Origin of the sequence: Streptomyces sp. SJL17-4 (assembly GCF_036826855.1) — a bacterium.
GTDB lineage: Bacteria > Actinomycetota > Actinomycetes > Streptomycetales > Streptomycetaceae > Streptomyces.
This window is the reverse complement of record NZ_CP104578.1, coordinates 5,141,283-5,157,363: the sequence shown is the minus strand read 5'-3', so window position 1 is coordinate 5,157,363 and position 16,081 is coordinate 5,141,283. Positions and strand designations below refer to the sequence as shown.

At 70.7% G+C, this 16,081-nt stretch carries 13 protein-coding genes and 1 pseudogene; 5 read left to right on the top strand and 9 right to left on the bottom strand.

Annotated features, from left to right (window positions below; translation table 11 throughout):
* Positions 1–61 precede the first annotated feature (61 nt).
* Positions 62–3,601, bottom strand: coding sequence for a transcription-repair coupling factor (mfd, locus tag N5875_RS23270; RefSeq protein ID WP_318210917.1), 3,540 nt, complete (start codon positions 3,599–3,601; stop codon positions 62–64).
* 247 nt (positions 3,602–3,848) lie between these two features.
* Here mfd and N5875_RS23265 point away from each other — a divergent pair, with 247 nt between their 5' ends.
* Complete coding sequence (locus N5875_RS23265) at positions 3,849–4,094, top strand: type II toxin-antitoxin system Phd/YefM family antitoxin (protein WP_318210916.1); 246 nt, start codon at positions 3,849–3,851, stop codon at positions 4,092–4,094.
* Positions 4,091–4,459 (top strand): type II toxin-antitoxin system VapC family toxin, encoded by a 369-nt coding sequence (locus tag N5875_RS23260; protein WP_318210915.1) that lies wholly within the window; start codon positions 4,091–4,093, stop codon positions 4,457–4,459. Before N5875_RS23265 ends, N5875_RS23260 begins: the two co-directional genes overlap by 4 nt.
* An 84-nt stretch (positions 4,460–4,543) precedes the next feature.
* Here N5875_RS23260 and N5875_RS23255 read toward each other — a convergent pair whose 3' ends face one another.
* Both N5875_RS23255 and N5875_RS23250 read right to left on the bottom strand, forming a co-directional pair.
* On the bottom strand, positions 4,544–7,117 hold the full coding sequence (locus N5875_RS23255) for an FtsX-like permease family protein (RefSeq protein WP_338495685.1): 2,574 nt from the start codon (positions 7,115–7,117) through the stop codon (positions 4,544–4,546).
* Positions 7,114–7,869 (bottom strand): ABC transporter ATP-binding protein, encoded by a 756-nt coding sequence (locus N5875_RS23250; RefSeq protein ID WP_318210913.1) that lies wholly within the window; start codon positions 7,867–7,869, stop codon positions 7,114–7,116. The genes N5875_RS23255 and N5875_RS23250 overlap by 4 nt, the downstream gene beginning before the upstream one ends.
* 277 nt (positions 7,870–8,146) lie before the next feature.
* Here N5875_RS23250 and N5875_RS23245 point away from each other — a divergent pair, with 277 nt between their 5' ends.
* On the top strand, positions 8,147–9,697 hold the full coding sequence (locus tag N5875_RS23245) for an MFS transporter (RefSeq protein ID WP_338495684.1): 1,551 nt from the start codon (positions 8,147–8,149) through the stop codon (positions 9,695–9,697).
* 99 nt (positions 9,698–9,796) lie between these two features.
* Positions 9,797–10,174 (top strand): annotated as a pseudogene (locus N5875_RS23240) (transposase); the annotation flags it as partial.
* Between the two features lie 191 nt (positions 10,175–10,365).
* Here N5875_RS23240 and N5875_RS23235 read toward each other — a convergent pair.
* The 4 genes from N5875_RS23235 to N5875_RS23220 all read right to left on the bottom strand — a co-directional run bounded on the left by N5875_RS23235 (position 10,366) and on the right by N5875_RS23220 (position 14,071).
* On the bottom strand, positions 10,366–11,235 hold the full coding sequence (locus N5875_RS23235) for a hypothetical protein (RefSeq protein WP_338495682.1): 870 nt from the start codon (positions 11,233–11,235) through the stop codon (positions 10,366–10,368).
* A 1,107-nt stretch (positions 11,236–12,342) separates the two neighbouring features.
* Positions 12,343–12,930, bottom strand: a complete 588-nt coding sequence (locus tag N5875_RS23230) for a GNAT family protein (protein WP_338495681.1) — start codon at positions 12,928–12,930, stop codon at positions 12,343–12,345.
* A 92-nt stretch (positions 12,931–13,022) separates the two neighbouring features.
* The gene (locus tag N5875_RS23225) at positions 13,023–13,211 is read right to left on the bottom strand and encodes a DUF397 domain-containing protein (protein WP_318210909.1); all 189 of its coding nucleotides are present in this window, start codon (positions 13,209–13,211) and stop codon (positions 13,023–13,025) included.
* On the bottom strand, positions 13,208–14,071 hold the full coding sequence (locus N5875_RS23220) for a helix-turn-helix transcriptional regulator (RefSeq protein WP_318210908.1): 864 nt from the start codon (positions 14,069–14,071) through the stop codon (positions 13,208–13,210). The genes N5875_RS23225 and N5875_RS23220 overlap by 4 nt, the downstream gene beginning before the upstream one ends.
* A 103-nt stretch (positions 14,072–14,174) precedes the next feature.
* Between N5875_RS23220 and N5875_RS23215 the strand changes: the two genes are divergently transcribed.
* Positions 14,175–14,666 (top strand): ATP-binding protein, encoded by a 492-nt coding sequence (locus tag N5875_RS23215; protein ID WP_338495680.1) that lies wholly within the window; start codon positions 14,175–14,177, stop codon positions 14,664–14,666.
* A gap of 16 nt (positions 14,667–14,682) precedes the next feature.
* Here the strand turns inward: N5875_RS23215 and N5875_RS23210 are convergent, their stop codons facing one another.
* Together N5875_RS23210 and N5875_RS23205 are read right to left on the bottom strand one after the other, a co-directional pair.
* Positions 14,683–15,492 (bottom strand): MerR family transcriptional regulator, encoded by an 810-nt coding sequence (locus N5875_RS23210; RefSeq protein WP_338495678.1) that lies wholly within the window; start codon positions 15,490–15,492, stop codon positions 14,683–14,685.
* Complete coding sequence (locus N5875_RS23205) at positions 15,485–16,063, bottom strand: VOC family protein (protein WP_338495677.1); 579 nt, start codon at positions 16,061–16,063, stop codon at positions 15,485–15,487. Before N5875_RS23205 ends, N5875_RS23210 begins: the two co-directional genes overlap by 8 nt.
* Positions 16,064–16,081: the final 18 nt, after the last annotated feature.

Sequence of the window (16,081 nt, the reverse complement as noted above, 5' to 3'; positions counted from 1 at the left end):
CAGCCCCCTCGTCCCCCGTCCGGCATGGGGACATCCTGCCGGACGGGGGGTGATCACACGCCTACGATCCGAGGATCGTCGTCAGGAACTCCCCGGTCCACGCGAGCAGTTCACGACCCACCACCGGCTTGCCGCCGATCTTGCCCGCCGTCGGGCGCGGCACCAGGATCTGGTGGACGGCCGGCTTGATGACCGTGCGCGGGTACAGGCGCTTCAGGCGCAGCTCCTGCGACTCCCTCAACTCCACCGGCGCGAAACGGATGTTCGGTCCCTGGAGCACGATCTCACCGACCCCGCACGCACGCGCCAGCATCCGCAGGCCCGCCACGAGCAGGAGGTTCTCGACCGGCTCCGGCAACTTGCCGTAGCGGTCGGTGAGTTCCTCTCGGACTGCCCTGATGTCCTCCTCCGAGTTCGCCGAGGCGATCGAGCGGTAGGCCTGGAGCCGGAGCCGCTCGCCCGGTGCGTAGTCGTGCGGCATGTGGGCGTCGACCGGCAGCTCGATCTTGACCTCCAGCGGGGCCTCCTCCTCCACCCCGCCCTCCATCTGCGCCCGGTAGTCCGCGACCGCCTCGCCGACCATCCGTACGTACAGGTCGAAGCCGACGCCCGCGATGTGACCGGACTGCTCGCCGCCGAGCAGGTTGCCCGCGCCGCGGATCTCCAGGTCCTTCATGGCCACGTACATGCCCGCCCCCATCTCGGTGTGCTGGGCGATCGTCGCGAGCCGCTCGTGCGCGGTCTCCGTGAGCGGCTTCTCCGGCGGGTACAGGAAGTACGCGTAACCCCGCTCGCGGCCACGCCCGACGCGACCGCGCAGCTGGTGCAGCTGGCTCAGGCCGAAGTTGTCGCCGCGCTCGACGATCAGGGTGTTGGCGTTGGAGATGTCGATGCCGGACTCGACGATCGTCGTCGAGACGAGGACGTCGAACTTCTTCTCCCAGAAGTCGACGACGACCTGTTCCAGGGCCGATTCGGACATCTGGCCGTGGGCGGTCGCGATCCGCGCCTCGGGGACGATCTCGCGCAGCCGTGCCGCCGCCCGGTCGATCGAGTCGACCCGGTTGTGGATGTAGAAGACCTGGCCCTCGCGCAGGAGTTCACGCCGGATCGCGGCGCCGATCTGCTTCTCCTCGTACGGGCCGACGAAGGTGAGGACCGGGTGGCGCTCCTCCGGCGGGGTGGTGATCGTCGACATCTCGCGGATGCCGGTGACCGCCATTTCGAGCGTACGGGGAATGGGGGTGGCCGACATGGTCAGCACGTCGACGTTGGCGCGGAGCTTCTTCAGCTGCTCCTTGTGCTCGACGCCGAAGCGCTGCTCCTCGTCGACGATGACCAGGCCCAGGTCCTTGAACTTGGTCTCGGAGGCGAAGAGGCGGTGGGTGCCGATGACGACGTCGACCGAGCCCTCCCGCATGCCCTCCAGGGTCGCCTTCGCCTCCGTGTCGGTCTGGAAGCGGGACAGCGCCCGCACCTTCACCGGGAACTGGGAGTACCGCTCGCTGAACGTGCCGAAGTGCTGCTGGACGAGGAGCGTCGTCGGGACGAGGACGGCGACCTGCTTGCCGTCCTGGACGGCCTTGAAGGCCGCGCGTACCGCGATCTCCGTCTTGCCGTAGCCCACGTCGCCGCAGATCAGACGGTCCATGGGGACGGTCTTCTCCATGTCCTCCTTCACCTCGGCGATGGTGGACAGCTGGTCGGGCGTCTCCGCGTACGGGAAGGCGTCCTCCAGCTCGCGCTGCCACGGGGTGTCGGAGCCGAAGGCGTGCCCGGGGGCCGCCATGCGCGCCGAGTACAGCTTGATGAGGTCGGCCGCGATCTCCTTGACGGCCTTCTTCGCGCGCGCCTTCGTCTTCGTCCAGTCCGCGCCGCCGAGCCGGTGCAGGGTCGGCGCCTCGCCGCCCACGTACTTGGTGACCTGCTCCAGCTGGTCGGTCGGGATGTACAGCCGGTCGCCGGGCTGGCCGCGCTTGGCGGGGGCGTACTCGACGAGGAGGTACTCGCGGGTCGCGCCCTGCACGGTCCGCTGGACCATCTCCACGTACCGGCCGACACCGTGCTGCTCGTGCACGATGTAGTCGCCGACCTCCAGGGTCAGCGGGTCGATGGTCTTGCGGCGCTTGGCCGGCATCCGCTGGCCGTCCTTGCCGGCCGCCTTCTGGCCGGACAGGTCGGTCTCGGTGAGGACGGCGAGCTTGAGGGCCGCGTCGACGAAGCCGTAGTCGATGGAGCCGGTCGCCACGTGCACGACCGACGGGGAGATCTCGGCCAGGTCCGCGTCCAGGCGGGCGGCGATGCCCTCGCCGCCGAGGACCTCGACCGTACGGGTCGCGGGGCCGTGGGCCTCCGTGACGTAGACCGTGCGCCAGCCGTCGGCCAGCCAGCCCTTGGTGTCGGCGAGGGCACGGGCGGTGTCGCCGCGGTAGGACTCGGGGGCGTGCATGCCGAGCGTGAGGGTGTCCCCGTCGGCACCGTCCGTCGTCACGTCCGCCGCGAACGGCGACACCGACCACCAGGACATCCCCAGCTCGCGGGCCCGGTCCCGGACGTCCGCGATCCCCCACAGCGAGGCCGCGCCGACGTCGATCGGGGCCTCGCCGCCGCCGGCGGTGGCCGCCCAGGAGGCCTGGAGGAACTCCTGGGAGGTCGCCACCAGGTCCGACGCCCGGGTCCTGACCCGCTCCGGGTCGCAGACGACGGCCATGGCGCCCTTCGGCAGCACGTCGAGGAGGAGCTCCATGTCGTCGACGAGGACGGGGGCGAGGGACTCCATGCCCTCGACGGCGATGCCCTCGGCGATCTTGTTGAGCAGCTCGCCCAGCTCGGGATGCGCCTCGGCGAGCGCCCGCGCCCGCTCCCGTACGTCCTCGGTGAGCAGCAGCTCACGGCAGGGCGGCGCCCAGAGCCCGTGCTCGGCCACTTCGAGGGACCGCTGGTCGGCGACCTTGAAGTACCGGATCTCCTCGACGTCGTCGCCCCAGAACTCGATCCGGAGCGGGTGTTCCTCGGTCGGCGGGAAGACGTCGAGGATGCCGCCGCGTACGGCGAACTCGCCGCGCTTCTCGACGAGCTCGACGCGCGAGTACGCGGCGGCCGCGAGCCCCTCCACGATCTCGTTCAGATCAGCGGTCCGGCCGGACCGCAGCGCGACGGGCTCCAGGTCGCCGAGGCCCTTGACCTGCGGCTGGAGCACGGAACGAATGGGCGCGACGACGACGCTGACGGGCCCGGCGGCCGGGTCGTCGTCCCTCGGATGGGCGAGGCGACGGAGCACGGCGAGACGGCGGCCCACCGTGTCCGACCGGGGCGAGAGCCGCTCGTGGGGCAGGGTCTCCCAGGAGGGGTACTCGACGACGGTGTCCGGGTCGAGCAGGGACCGCAACGCGGCGGCGAGGTCTTCGGCCTCCCGGCCGGTCGCGGTCACCGCGAGCACCGGCCGCCCCGAGTCCCGGGCGAGCGCGGCGACGGCGAAGGGCCGGGCGGCCGCGGGCCCGACCAGGTCGACGTGCGGGCGGTTCCCGTCGGCGGCGGCCTTCACCGCCTCGGCGAGGGCCGCGTCCTTGACGACGACATCGAGCAGACCGTGCAGGCTCATGAAGCTTTTCCATCCCGGTGGGTGACGGGGGCGGGCAACGCGAACAGCCCGACACGTGTCACGGGCCGGGGTGGTACCGGACGCGTACGGCCCGGTCGTCCCCCAGCCTACGACGTGCCACCGTCACTCGCCCGAAGGAGCGGGGCCACTCGGGAGGGTGATGGAGCTGGCAGCCCGTCGGCTCATAGCACTACGATTAGTCCAGTACTTAGTCCATCTTTGCTCCACCTAGCTGTGAGAGGCCGCGATGGAAGCAGCCCGGCAGTACAACGTCCACGAGGCGAAGACCCACTTCTCCAAGATCCTGGAGGCGGTCGCGACCGGCGAGGAGGTGATCATCAGCAAGTCCGGGGAACCTGTCGCGAAGGTGATCCCCCTGGCCGGGAAGGTCCACCGCACCGACTACGGCTCCCTGCGGGGGCGCATCACCGTGGCCGACGACTTCGACGACCTTCCCGAAGGCTTCGACGAGGCGTTCGGAGCCGACGAGTGAGGCTTCTGCTCGACACGCACGTCGTCCTCTGGTGGCTCAACGGCGACCTTCCGGACGAAACCCGCGAACTCCTGGCCAGGGAGCGCTGGGTGTACATGAGCGCCGTCACTCCGTGGGAGCTCTCCGTCAAGCAGGCCACCGGTAAGCTCGACGCCCCCACCGACGTGGCGGAGCGGGCCAGGGACACCCAGTTCCTGGCCCTGCCGATCAACGCGGAGCACGGCGTCCGCGCGGGCGCTCTCCCGCCGCACCACCGTGACCCCTTCGACCGGATACTGATCGCCCAGGCGCAGACCGAGGGACTCACACTCGTCACGCGGGACAAGCACATCCCGCTGTACGACGTGCCGGTGCTGACGGTCTGACCGACCGCGCAGCAGTACGGCCCCGGTGCATGTGCGCACCGGGGCCGTACTCCCCCGTTTCCCCCGTTCCGTCCCGCGACCGCGCTACTCGCTCGCGATCGCGTTCAGGACGTTCATCCGGCCCGCCCGGAACGCCGGGACCAGCGCCGCGAAGAGCCCCACGAACGCCGAGCCGACGAAGACCGTCAGGATCGTCGGCCACGGGATCTCCAGGACCCCGAGTCCCTCCAGCGCAAGGAGCTTCTGCGCGGCCGTGCCCCAGCCCATGCCCAGGCCGAGGCCGAGCAGCGCGCCGAACAGGGCGATCACCACCGACTCCAGGCGGATCATGCGGCGCAGCTGGCGGCGCGAGAGGCCGATGGCCCGCATGAGGCCGATCTCCCGGGTCCGCTCGACGACCGACAGGGCCAGGGTGTTCACGACGCCAAGGATCGCGACGACGATCGCCAGGGCGAGGAGCCCGTACACGATGTTGAGCAGCTGTCCGACCTGGTCCTGCAGCTGTTCCTTGTAGTCGGCCTGGTTGCTCACCTTGTACTGCGGGTACGGCACGAGCGCGTCCTTGAGGGCCTGGTAGGCCTCGGTCTCCTGGCCGTCCTTCGCGCTGGCGAGCAGCAGCAGGCTCTGCGGCATGCGGTCGGCGGGGACGTACTCGGCGACGGTGGTGACGTTGGTGTACATCGCCCCCTTGTCGACCTGCCCCGTGTCCGCGGTGATCGCCGCGACCTTCAGCTTCGCCTTCTCGCCGCCCTTGAAGGCGACGGTCAGGACATCGCCGACCTTCACCCCGTGCTCGGTCGCGTAGTCGCTGCCGACCGACATCGCGCCCTTGCCGTACGCGTCGGTGAGGGTGCCGGCGGTGGTCTCCCGACGCAGGTCCCCCACGTACGACGGCTCGGTGGCGGCCAGGTCGGCCTTCGTGGTCTTCCCGGCGGGGTCGGTGACGGTGGCGTCGACCCACCGGTACTCGGTGACGTGGTCCAGGCCCGGGGCCTTCTCCAGGGCGGCCTGGGCCTGCGGGACGATCGGCTGCCCGGTGCCGGACTGCACGATGAAGTCGGCGCCGACGGACCGGTCCAGCTCGTCGGTGGCCGAGGCGACCATCGAGGAGCCGACGACCGACAGTGCGGCGACGAGCGCGAGGCCGATCATCAGGGCCGCGGCGGTAGCGCCGGTGCGGCGCGGGTTGCGGAGCGCGTTCCGCTCTGCCATCCGGCCGACCGGGCCGAACATCCGCAGCACGACGACGCCCAGGGCGCGGACGACTCCGCCCGCGAGGAGCGGGCCGACGACGACGAAGCCAAGGAGGGAGAGGAGGACGCCGAGTCCGAGCCAGAGCGAGCCGGGCGCGGCCTCCTCCGCGCGGGACGCCGCCACGAGCGCGGCCGCTCCGGCGGCGGTGAGGCCGAGACCGATGCCGCCGCGGATCCGGCCGGCCCTGCCGTCGGCGGGGGTGCCCGCGTCGCGGAGCGCGGCCATCGGGGAGACCTTCCCGGCGCGGCGGGCCGGGATGTAGGCGGCGAGGACGGTGACGACGATGCCGAGGACGAGGCCGACGGCCGGGGTCGTCCACCTGACGGTGAGGTCGTCGGTGGAGAGCTCCATGCCGATCGACGACATGAGCTTCATCAGTCCGACGGCGAGCCCGACACCCGCGGCGACTCCGGCGACGGAGCCGAAGAGGCCGAGGAGCAGCGCCTCGATGAGGACGGAACGGTTCACCTGCTTGCGGCTGGAGCCGATGGCCCGCATGAGGCCGATCTCGCGGGTCCGCTGGGCGACCAGCATCGAGAAGGTGTTGACGATGAGGAAGATGCCGACGAGGAAGGCGATTCCGGCGAAGCCGAGCATCGCGTACTTCATGACGTCGAGGAAGCCGGCGACGTCCTCGCGGCCCGCGTCGGCGGCCTCGGCGGCGGTCTGCAGCTTGTAGTCCGCGCCGATGGAGGCGGCGATGCTCCGCTTCAGCGTGTCATCGCTGACGCCGGGCGCGGCGTCGGCCGTGATCTGCGTGAACAGGCCTTCCTTGCCGAGGAGTTCGCGCTGTGCGGTGGACGTCTCGAAGTAGACGACGGTGGCGCCGGGGTTGGTGACCTTGAACTCGACGATGCCGGAGATCTTCGCGGTGAAGTCACCCGCGACGGAGATCGTCCGCAGCTCGTCGCCGAGCTTCAGGCCGTGCTTCTCGGCGGTGTCGCCGTCGACGACCACCTCGGTGGGGCCGCGCGGCTCATGGCCGGACGCCATCTCCACCGAACGCAGCTCGTTGGGGCTCCAGTTGACGGCGATGGTCGGCGCGCCGCTGGTGGGCCCGACGTTCTTGTTCTTCGCGTCGACGACGGTGACGCTGGTCGAGATGACCGCGCCCTGCGCGGCCTCGACGCCCTCGACCTTGCGGACCTGCTCGACGAGCGAGGCGGGGAAGGCCTCGGGGCGGCCGGTCTGCGGGGTCTCGTCGTCGACCGCCGCGCCCTTGGGGCTGACGGTGACGTCGGAGGCGGTCGAGGCGAAGAGCTTGTCGAACGTCGTGTTCATCGTGTCGGTGAACACGAGGGTGCCGCTGACGAACGCGACGGAGAGCAGGACGGCGATGGCGGAGAGCGCCATGCGCCCCTTGTGCGCGAAGAAGTTGCGCAGCGAGGTCTTCAGGACGCTCATGACGTCCGCCCGCGCGCGTCGAAGTCCTTCATGCGGTCGAGGACGGCGTCGGCGGTCGGCCGGAGCATCTCGTCCACGATCCGCCCGTCGGCGAGGTAGAGGACCCGGTCCGCGTAGGAGGCGGCGACCGGGTCGTGCGTGACCATGACGATCGTCTGCCCCAGCTCGTCGACCGAGGTGCGGAGGAAGCCGAGGACCTCGGCACCCGCCCGCGAGTCCAGGTTTCCGGTCGGCTCGTCCCCGAAGATGATCTCGGGCCGGGCGGCGAGCGCGCGGGCCACGGCCACGCGCTGCTGCTGGCCGCCGGAGAGCTCGTTCGGCCGGTGCTTGAGCCGCTCGGAGAGGCCGACGGTGTCGACGACCCGGCGCAGCCACTCGGCGTCGGGCTTGCGGCCGGCGATGTCCATCGGCAGCGTGATGTTCTCGATGGCGCTCAGGGTCGGCAGCAGGTTGAACGCCTGGAAGATGAAGCCGATCCGGTCCCGGCGCAGCTGCGTGAGCTTCTTGTCCTTGAGCCGGGTGATCTCGGTCTCGTCGAGGAAGATCTCGCCGCTGGTGACGGTGTCGAGCCCGGCGAGGCAGTGCATCAGGGTCGACTTGCCGGAACCCGAGGGTCCCATGATCGCGGTGAACTGTCCGCGGGCGATGTCGACGTCGACGGAGTCCAGCGCGACGACCCGGGTCTCCCCGGAGCCGTACGCCTTGACGACCTGACGCGCCCGCGCGGCGACGGCCGTACTCCCTCCCTCCACCCGACCACCACCCCTCACGGAGGCGCTTCGCGCCGCCCCTTCCTCTTCGCCCCCGTGCCTGGGGATGTTCACAGCCGTGGTCACGGTCTTCTCCTAGGGGTGGAGCGGGTGGGTTTGTAAGTTCAAGTTAAGAACCGCGAGGGCCGGTTCTCCTCCTCCGCCGGGACGAACAGCCCCTGGCCCGTATGGGGGAGTTGCCCCTAGGGGTTCCTCCATCCCTGGTCCTGGTGGCACCCTGACGTCGTTCATTTAGGTGTACGAAGAAAGGAATGCCGCGGTGACGGAGCCGTACGTGACGGGGGCCGCGACAGCGGCCCCGGACACCCCACCCGCCCGCCGCGGCCCCGTAGTGGCCGCCCTGATGCTCGGCATGGGGCTCGCCGCCATCGACGGCACGATCGTGTCCACCGCCGTCCCGCAGATCGTCGGCGACCTCGGCGGACTCGCCGTCTTCTCCTGGCTGTTCTCCGGCTATCTGCTCGCCGTGACCGTCACCCTGCCGGTGTACGGGAAGCTCAGCGACACCTTCGGCCGCAAGCCGGTCCTGATCGCCGGGGTCGTCCTCTTCCTCATCGGCTCGCTCCTGTGCGCGGCCGCCTGGAACATGGCCTCCCTCATCGCCTTCCGCGTCGTCCAGGGCCTCGGCGGCGGCGCGCTCCAGGGCACGATCCAGACGATCGCCGCCGACCTGTACCCGCTGAAGGAACGCCCCAAGATCCAGGCGAAGCTCTCCTCCGTCTGGGCCGCCTCCTCAGTCGCCGGCCCGGCGGCCGGCGGCCTCCTCGCGGGCTACGCCGACTGGCGCTGGATCTTCCTGATCAACCTGCCGGTGGGGGCGGTGGCGCTGTGGCTGATCGTCAAGCACCTGAAGGAACCGGCCCGCACCACGCCACGCGCGCGCGTACGGATCGACTGGGCGGGCGCGCTCGCCATCTTCGCCACCGGGGCGCTGCTCCTCACCGCCCTGGTCCAGGGCGGCGTCGCCTGGCCCTGGCTGTCCGCCCCGTCCCTCGGCCTCCTGGCCGGAGCGGCGGCCCTCGGCGCGGCGACGGTGGCGATCGAACGGCGCGCGGCCGAACCGATCATCCCCGGCTGGGTCTGGCGCCGCCGCACGATATCCGCCGTCAACCTCGCCCTCGGCGCGCTGGGCCTGCTCATGGTCGCGCCGACCGTCTTCCTGCCCACGTACGCGCAGTCCGTCCTGGGCCTCGGGCCGATAGCGGCCGGTTTCGTGCTCTCGGTGATGACCCTGAGCTGGCCCATCAGCGCGGCGTTCTCGAACCGGATCTACGGCCGGATCGGCTTCCGCCTGACGGCCGTCATCGGCATCTCACTCGCCCTGGTCCTCCTCCTGGCGTTCCCGTTCCTCCCGTTCCCCGGCGAACCCTGGCAGCCGGCCCTGCTCATGCTGCTGCTCGGCGCCGCCCTCGGCCTCTTCCAACTGCCGCTGATCGTGGGCGTGCAGTCGACGGTCCCGTACGAGGAGAGGGGCACGACCACCGCCTCCGTCCTCTTCTGTCGCCAGGTGGGCCAGAGCGTGGGCGCGGCGCTGTTCGGCGCGGTGGCGAACGGCGTCCTGGCCGCCCGCCTGGGCGGCGGCGACCTGGACACCCTGGCCCGCGCGCTGGACGCCCCCGACTCCCTGACGGCAGGGGCGATGGACGGCCTGCGCCGCGCGGTCGACGCGGCGGTCGACTACGTCTTCGTCGGCGCGGCGGGGGCGGCGGCCCTGGCACTCCTGGTCCTGCTGACCCTGGCACCCCGCCGCTTCCCGGTCCTGAAGGAGGCGGCGGGCGAGGACCGGAACGCCCACCGTGACCCAGAGTGATGCCCGTTCGGGCTGGCGCCACGAGCCGTCGCCGTGGGCCGCTCCTAGCGTGAGGTAACGCATGCAGGGCCCTGAGAGGCCGGTTCGTGAGCCTTTGACCGCTCGGTCAGCGGCCATCAGGGCACCTACGAGATGCGCGAGATCGTCAACGCGATCCTCTACCAGGGCCGGACCGGCTGCCAGTGGGCCTACCTCCCGCACGACCTGCCGCAGAGGAGCGCGACGTACTACTACTTCGCCGCCTGGCGGGACGACGGCACCGACCAGGTCATCCACGAACTCCTGCGCTGCCAGGTCCGTGAACGGGCCCGGCGATGAGAGAACCCGACCCTGGTGGTGCTGGACACCCAGAGTGTCCACGCGGCCGTCGGGGTCCCCGCGTCCACGACCGGCCGGGACCCGGCGAAGAGGGTGCCGGGCCGCAAGCGGGGACTGGCCGTGGACGTGCTGGGCCTGGTCATCGCCGTCATCGTCATAGAGCTGCTAGAGCTAGGGCCAGCCCACGTTGGTGGAGATCGTTTCCCACGTTCCTGGCGTACTGCGTGGTGCTTACGGCGTAGCTTCGGGGCAGTCGGCTGGGACCCATGTGGTGGTGGAGGCTACGGATCGAGGGCGGCATGACCGCACACCTACACCCGGCCAGGCCCGAGACCTCAGCACCGGATGGCTTACCGCTGCCGCGTAAGGATGTACCGCTCACCCGAATCCGGCTCGCCGATCCAGGTGAAGACCGTCGGGTGTTCCTCCGTACCGCCGATGCCCCAGCCGGAGGACAGGCTCTCGCAGTCCGCGATGCTGAGCTCGAACGGCCGACCGGCACCGTCGTTCTCGGTCAGCTGCCACTTCCCGGTGCAGTTGGAGGCACCGGACTGCTCACCCGTGGCCTCGTACTCGTTGACGCCCTTCGCCGTCACCGTGCCGTCCGCCTCGAAGCGGAGGCTTCCGCCGTCGCTGTCCGTCCAGGTGCCGACCATGTCGGCTTCAGTGAGCCGGGGCGGTTCGTAGATCTTGAGGATCCCCGAGCTGTACGCCGCGACCCCGACCGCAAGCGTCACCGCGAGCAGCCCCAGACCGCCCAGCGCCACGCCCCCGAGCACCCGCCATCGGGCCCCGGGCTTTCCGGGGTTCCCCGCCGCCCGGGCGCACAGGGTCGCGGGTGCCAGCCCGACGATGAGGCTGAGGGCAAGGACGGGATAAACGAGCAGGTCGCCGGGGCCGCCGAAGCCGGCCAGGAGCATGCAGGAGCCGATGAGCAGCGCCAGGGCGGCGGCAACGACCGCCACAGTGGCCAGGGTGAGCTGCCAGCTGTCGCGCCGCCCCGTACGGCGGGCCACCGCACGCCCGAGGAGGACTAGGGGAAGCACCGCCATCGCCGAACCGGCCAGCCCTGCGATCATCGAAATGACTGCCAGCAGCACGAGCGCGAATATGGTGCCGAACAGCCATCCCAGGCCGCCTTCGCCTCCGTGGGACTCGGACTGCAAGCTGTACAGGACGGCGACCAGCGCGGCGATCACGGTCTCAGCCCCGATTGCCACAGCCCCGACGGTGAACACCGCAGCGTTCCCGCCGTCCGGAGGCCGCACGGGCATGAACCCCTGCGGCGGCACACCCGGATTCCCAGGAGCCCCCGACGGTGGCAGCCCCCATCCCGGCGGCGCGGTCTGCGTCATGCGTCCCCTCTATGTCCAGGCACATCATGCACCTAGGCACACCGGCGTGATCAAAGAGGGGGCAAAGCGCTCGCTTCCCGCGATCGAGCAGCGACCCCGGCAGGAGGTCCGGACGAACCACGAAAGGTGCCCCGCCACCAGCGACTTCCGTCACAGGGACGAAGCACCTTTCGTCGGTGCTTCGCGGGAGGCAGAGACCCACCTCGAACACCTCGCGATCACCCGGAAGACCCTCACTGGCCTCGCCGACCGGCTCCCGGCCGTCCCACCGCCTGGTCAAGCTCGGCATCCTCGCCGAGATCGACACGGGCAGCTTCGCCAGGAAGCAATAGCCGACCGAGCCCCGCGACCAGCGGTCCTGCCCAACCTCACCGGGAAACGGACATCAGACCACGAGCCGCCTTCTGAGGAGGTCGTCCGATGAGCAGTCGCAGCATGGTGGCCGGCCTAGCCCTGGCCATCGTCTCCGTCGCCCCCTGTCCGGCATCGCCCACGCCCAGGATCTCGACTGCGTGGACTTCCGCTACCAGGAAGACGCACAGGCCGAGTTCAACCGGAACACGAGTGACCCGCACCGGCTCGACGAGGACCAGGGCCCGACGACAACATCGCCTGCGAGAGGCTCCCGCGGCGCAGCGACGCGAACATGGTGCCGGTGAACCCGAGTCCCGCCACCGTCCCGACGCCGGCCCCCGTCGCCCCCACGGCGCTCCCCGTCGTACCGGCTCCCGTGGTCCCGACGCCCGTCGTCCCTGCCCCCGTCGTCTCTGCTCCCGTCGTCCCTGCTCCCGTCACACCCAGTCTCGGTACGCGGGCGGGGATCGGTGGAGCATCCGGTCCGACCGACCTCAGCGTGGCGATAGGCCTCACCCTGACCATCGGTGCCACAGCGGCAGTTGGATACCTCACAGCACGCCGCCTGGCCCGCAGACCGAAGCGGTCGTGACCGACGGACGCCCGGCGGTACTCCGATCAGACGTCGCCCTGGACCAGGGCGTGCAGATGCTCGTCGTGCCAGCCGTCGGCGTGCAGAAGCGCACTGCGCATGGTGCCTTCGAGGGAGTACCCCGCCTTCTCCGCCACGCGGCAGGAGGCCGGATTGGCCACCGAGTGGCACAACCGAAGGCGATGCAGGCCGAGATCGTCGAAAGCCCACCGGCTGACACGCTCCGTCGCCTCGGCGGCGACGCCCCCGCCCCGCGCCTCCGGCAGCAGCCAGTAGACGATCTCGGCGCTACCGCCCGCGAGATCGATGTCGCCCCAGCCGATCAGACCCGCCGCCTCGCGGCCCGGCCGGGCGATGGCCCAGATCGCGCTGAGCTCGCCCTGCCACCGCCGGCGCATGCGCTCGATCCTCTGACGGGCTCCTTCCGAGGAGTCCACCAGCAGACGGTTCCAGTGGCGGATCGCCTGGTCCTGGCCGGCAGCCAGCAACGCGTCGGCATCGCCGAACTCCCAGGGCCGCAGCTCCCACCCGCTGGGCAGGCCGAGTACGGGTTGCTCCATCCCGGCCAGACGGCCGGCGGGAACGACGGGAGGTATGAGCGAGGAGGCGGTCATCGCGGCATCGTGCCACACCGCCGGAGCCGGAAAGAGAGCCCTGCTGTCCGGCTCGGACGGCAGGGCTCTCACACGTACAACGGCGGGCTGTACTACTCCGCCGAGGCGAGCCCGACGAAGCCGGTCCACGCGTCGCGCGAGACGGTGAGGGCGGGCCGGGCCACGTCCTTGGAGTCACGGACGTGCACGGTTCCCGCACCGGTCGCGACCTCGATGCACTGGCCGCCCTCGCCACCGCTGTAGCTGCTCTTGAACCAGGCGAGGGATTCCATGTCGTTCATAGCTCTCCTAGCAACTTCTCGATGAACTGCAGCGACTCTCGCGGGGTGAGAGCCTGCGACCGGATGATCCCATAGCGGGCGGCGGCGAGAACGGCTGGCTTGGGGTCGGTCTCCAAGACGCTGGCGCCCTGGGCCTCGGCGTAGACGAACCGCTTGCCGTCCTCGCTCGTGATGACGGTGAACGGCCCGTCTACGCCCGCATTTTCCGCGCAGTCGAGCGGCATGACCTGCAGCTCGACGTTCTTCCGCTGCCCGACGAGAAGGAGCTGCTCCAGCTGCCCGCGCAACACGTCCTTCCCGCCGAACTGACGCCGCAGTACCGACTCGCACATGAGGAAGCTCAGCAGCGGTTCAGGACGTCGGTCGAAGATGTCCTGCCGGGCCAATCGGGCGGTCACCCGTTGCTCGATGGTCTCCGCGTCAAGCGGCGGACGACGATTGCCCATCATCGTCCGTCCGTACTCCTCGGTCTGGAGTAGACCGTTGACCACCAGCGTGTCGTACGCCAGTAGCTCTATCGCCCTCTTCTCCAGCTGCGCCATCCCCTGGAAGAACGCCGGATACTGCGCCTTCTCCAGCTGGTCCTTCCACACGCTCAACAGTCCGCCCGCGTCCAGCACTTCATCGCAGCGGTCGATCGCGCGCGGCGGGGGAATTCTCCGCCCCTGCTCGAACGAGGCGATGGTGGAGGCCGAGTAGCCCAGCCGCTTGCCGAACTCCTCCCGTTCCATCCCCGCCCGCGTCCGTAGCGTCTTCAGACTCTGCCCGAACGCGGCCACCACACCGCGCCCGGACTTGTCCGCCGCCTGGGCGCCGCCCTCCGCCTCATCGGCCTCGGGCTCCACCTGCTCATCCGCCATCGCACCCCACCTCTCGTACCGGCACCGACACCCCGCGTACAAGGCGGTCGCGTCAGCGCGTCACCACTGGTCACGCTACGCGACGAAGAGGAGCTTGGGGGGCATGACGAGCAACAACCTCAGCCCAACCGACACCACCCAACTCTCCGGCGCCTCCCCTTACTTGGGGAGCAGGGTCTTCGCCCTGCGGTTCACGTCGACCGCCCGGGGCGCCCGGCTCGCGCGCCGTCTCGTCGCCGTCCGGCTGGACGAGTGGGGTGTCCCGTACGGGACCGGGGCGCACGAGACCGTCGTCGTGGTCGCCTCCGAGCTGGCGACGAACGCCGTACGGCACGGGCACGTGCCGGGACGGGACTTCCACCTCTCCCTGCGCCTCACCGACGAACCGCCCGTCGCGCGGATCGAGGTGAGCGACACGAGGGCGGAGCGCGTACCGCCCCGGCCCGGAAAGCTCCCCGGCCCCGGCCCCGGTCCGGAACTGGCGGACGGGGGCCGGGGGTTGCGACTGGTGGAAGAGCTCAGCGCGCGTTGGGGGTGGCATCCCCGGCTCCGAGCCCCAGGGAAGACGGTCTGGGCCGAGTGCGCCCTGCCCTGACACGCCCCCGGCCCCCCTACTCCCAGGTCGCGGTGTCCGGGTCGATGCCGTGGGCGCGCGCCGAGGCGTCGACGATGCGGCGGAACCACGTGGCGAGGCCGGCGCGGATGCCGTCGTAGTGGGCGGCGAAGCCCGGATCGGACGCGTACATGCGGCCGAGGCAGACCTGCATCTGCCGGGTGAGGGGAAAGTACGAGCCGAAGACCTCGCGGTGCCGTTCGACGAGTCGATTCGCCTCCGGGCTGCCGGGTGCGACGCCGGCGTCCATCGCGTCCCCGAGCGCGCGGTCGAAGTCGGTCATGGTGTCGGCGACGGCCTGCCATTCCTCCGGGCCGCGCGAGGCGGCGCGTTCGGCGTACTGGCGCCATTGAGTCGTGTCGCCGTAGCGCCGGCGGGCTTGGGCGGGCGAGTCCGGGTCCCAGTCGGGGCCGAAGATCGCCGCCTGCTGCTCGGCGGTCAGCAGCAGTCCGCGTTCGTGGGCGTCGATCATCCGGTCCAGTCCGGCGCCGAGCCGCTGGAGGCGTTCGATCCGTTCGGCGACCTGGGCGCGCTGGGCGCGCAGTTCACCGGGCACGTCGGTGGCCGGGTGGTCGAGGACGGCGCCGATCCGGTCCAGGCCGAGGCCGATCTCCCGGTAGACGACGATGCGGTGCAGTCGTTCGAGGTCACCGGCGGTGTAGAGCCGGTATCCGGCGGCCGTGCGCAGCGAAGGCCGCGCCAGACCGATCTCGTCCCAGTGGTGCAGCGCGCGGACGGTCACGCCCAGGCGTGCCGAGACCTGGCCGACGGTCAGGCCATCGGCGTCGGCGTCGGTGGCATCAGGCATGCTCCCCATTGTCTCCGTCGCCATCTCCGTCTCCGTCGCCATCTCCGTCGCCGTCTCCGTCGTCGACGCCCGGCGGGGTGATCCCGATGGCCGCGAGGTTCCGTGCTTCCTGGCTGTCCGGGTCGAAGGGCTTCGCCGCGGTGAGGATGATCCGGGCGTTCTCGGGGGTGATCACGGTGATGTCGCGGGTGTTCCAGGGCGTGTCGCGTGGTCCGTCGACGGAGTCCGGGCGCAGGGCTCGGCAGGCCTCGGCCAGGGGCTCGGTCTGGCTGAGCACGCACGCGAAGCTGAGGCTCATCGTCGGCGCCTGCTCGGGCACGTTCCCCTCCGCGACGAGGAGCACGTCCTGGAAAGCCCACCGGCGCAGATGCACCAGCGTGCCGGGGATCCTGAACAGCTCGAAGAACCCGAGCCCGCGCCCCCAGAAGTCCACCGACGCGTCCAGGTCGTTCGTGGGGATCGTCGCGAACGCGGGCATTCCGTAGATGCCGTGGAACGGCTCCGGCGGAACGGTGTCCGGGCCGGGGGTGGGTACGGGGCTCATCTCGAACGCGTTGTAGTAGTCGCTCATGTGGTCCACCCTCCGGCC

Excerpts from the sequence above, each read along its gene's own strand:
- mfd (WP_318210917.1), bottom strand. The coding sequence starts at position 3,601 with ATGAGCCTGCACGGTCTGCTCGATGTCGTCGTCAAGGACGCGGCCCTC.
- N5875_RS23265 (WP_318210916.1), top strand. The coding sequence starts at position 3,849 with ATGGAAGCAGCCCGGCAGTACAACGTCCACGAGGCGAAGACCCACTTC.
- N5875_RS23255 (WP_338495685.1), bottom strand. The coding sequence starts at position 7,117 with ATGAGCGTCCTGAAGACCTCGCTGCGCAACTTCTTCGCGCACAAGGGG.
- N5875_RS23230 (WP_338495681.1), bottom strand. The coding sequence starts at position 12,930 with ATGACCGCCTCCTCGCTCATACCTCCCGTCGTTCCCGCCGGCCGTCTG.
- N5875_RS23225 (WP_318210909.1), bottom strand. The coding sequence starts at position 13,211 with ATGAACGACATGGAATCCCTCGCCTGGTTCAAGAGCAGCTACAGCGGT.
- N5875_RS23220 (WP_318210908.1), bottom strand. The coding sequence starts at position 14,071 with ATGGCGGATGAGCAGGTGGAGCCCGAGGCCGATGAGGCGGAGGGCGGC.
- N5875_RS23215 (WP_338495680.1), top strand. The coding sequence starts at position 14,175 with ATGACGAGCAACAACCTCAGCCCAACCGACACCACCCAACTCTCCGGC.
- N5875_RS23210 (WP_338495678.1), bottom strand. The coding sequence starts at position 15,492 with ATGCCTGATGCCACCGACGCCGACGCCGATGGCCTGACCGTCGGCCAG.
- N5875_RS23205 (WP_338495677.1), bottom strand. The coding sequence starts at position 16,063 with ATGAGCGACTACTACAACGCGTTCGAGATGAGCCCCGTACCCACCCCC.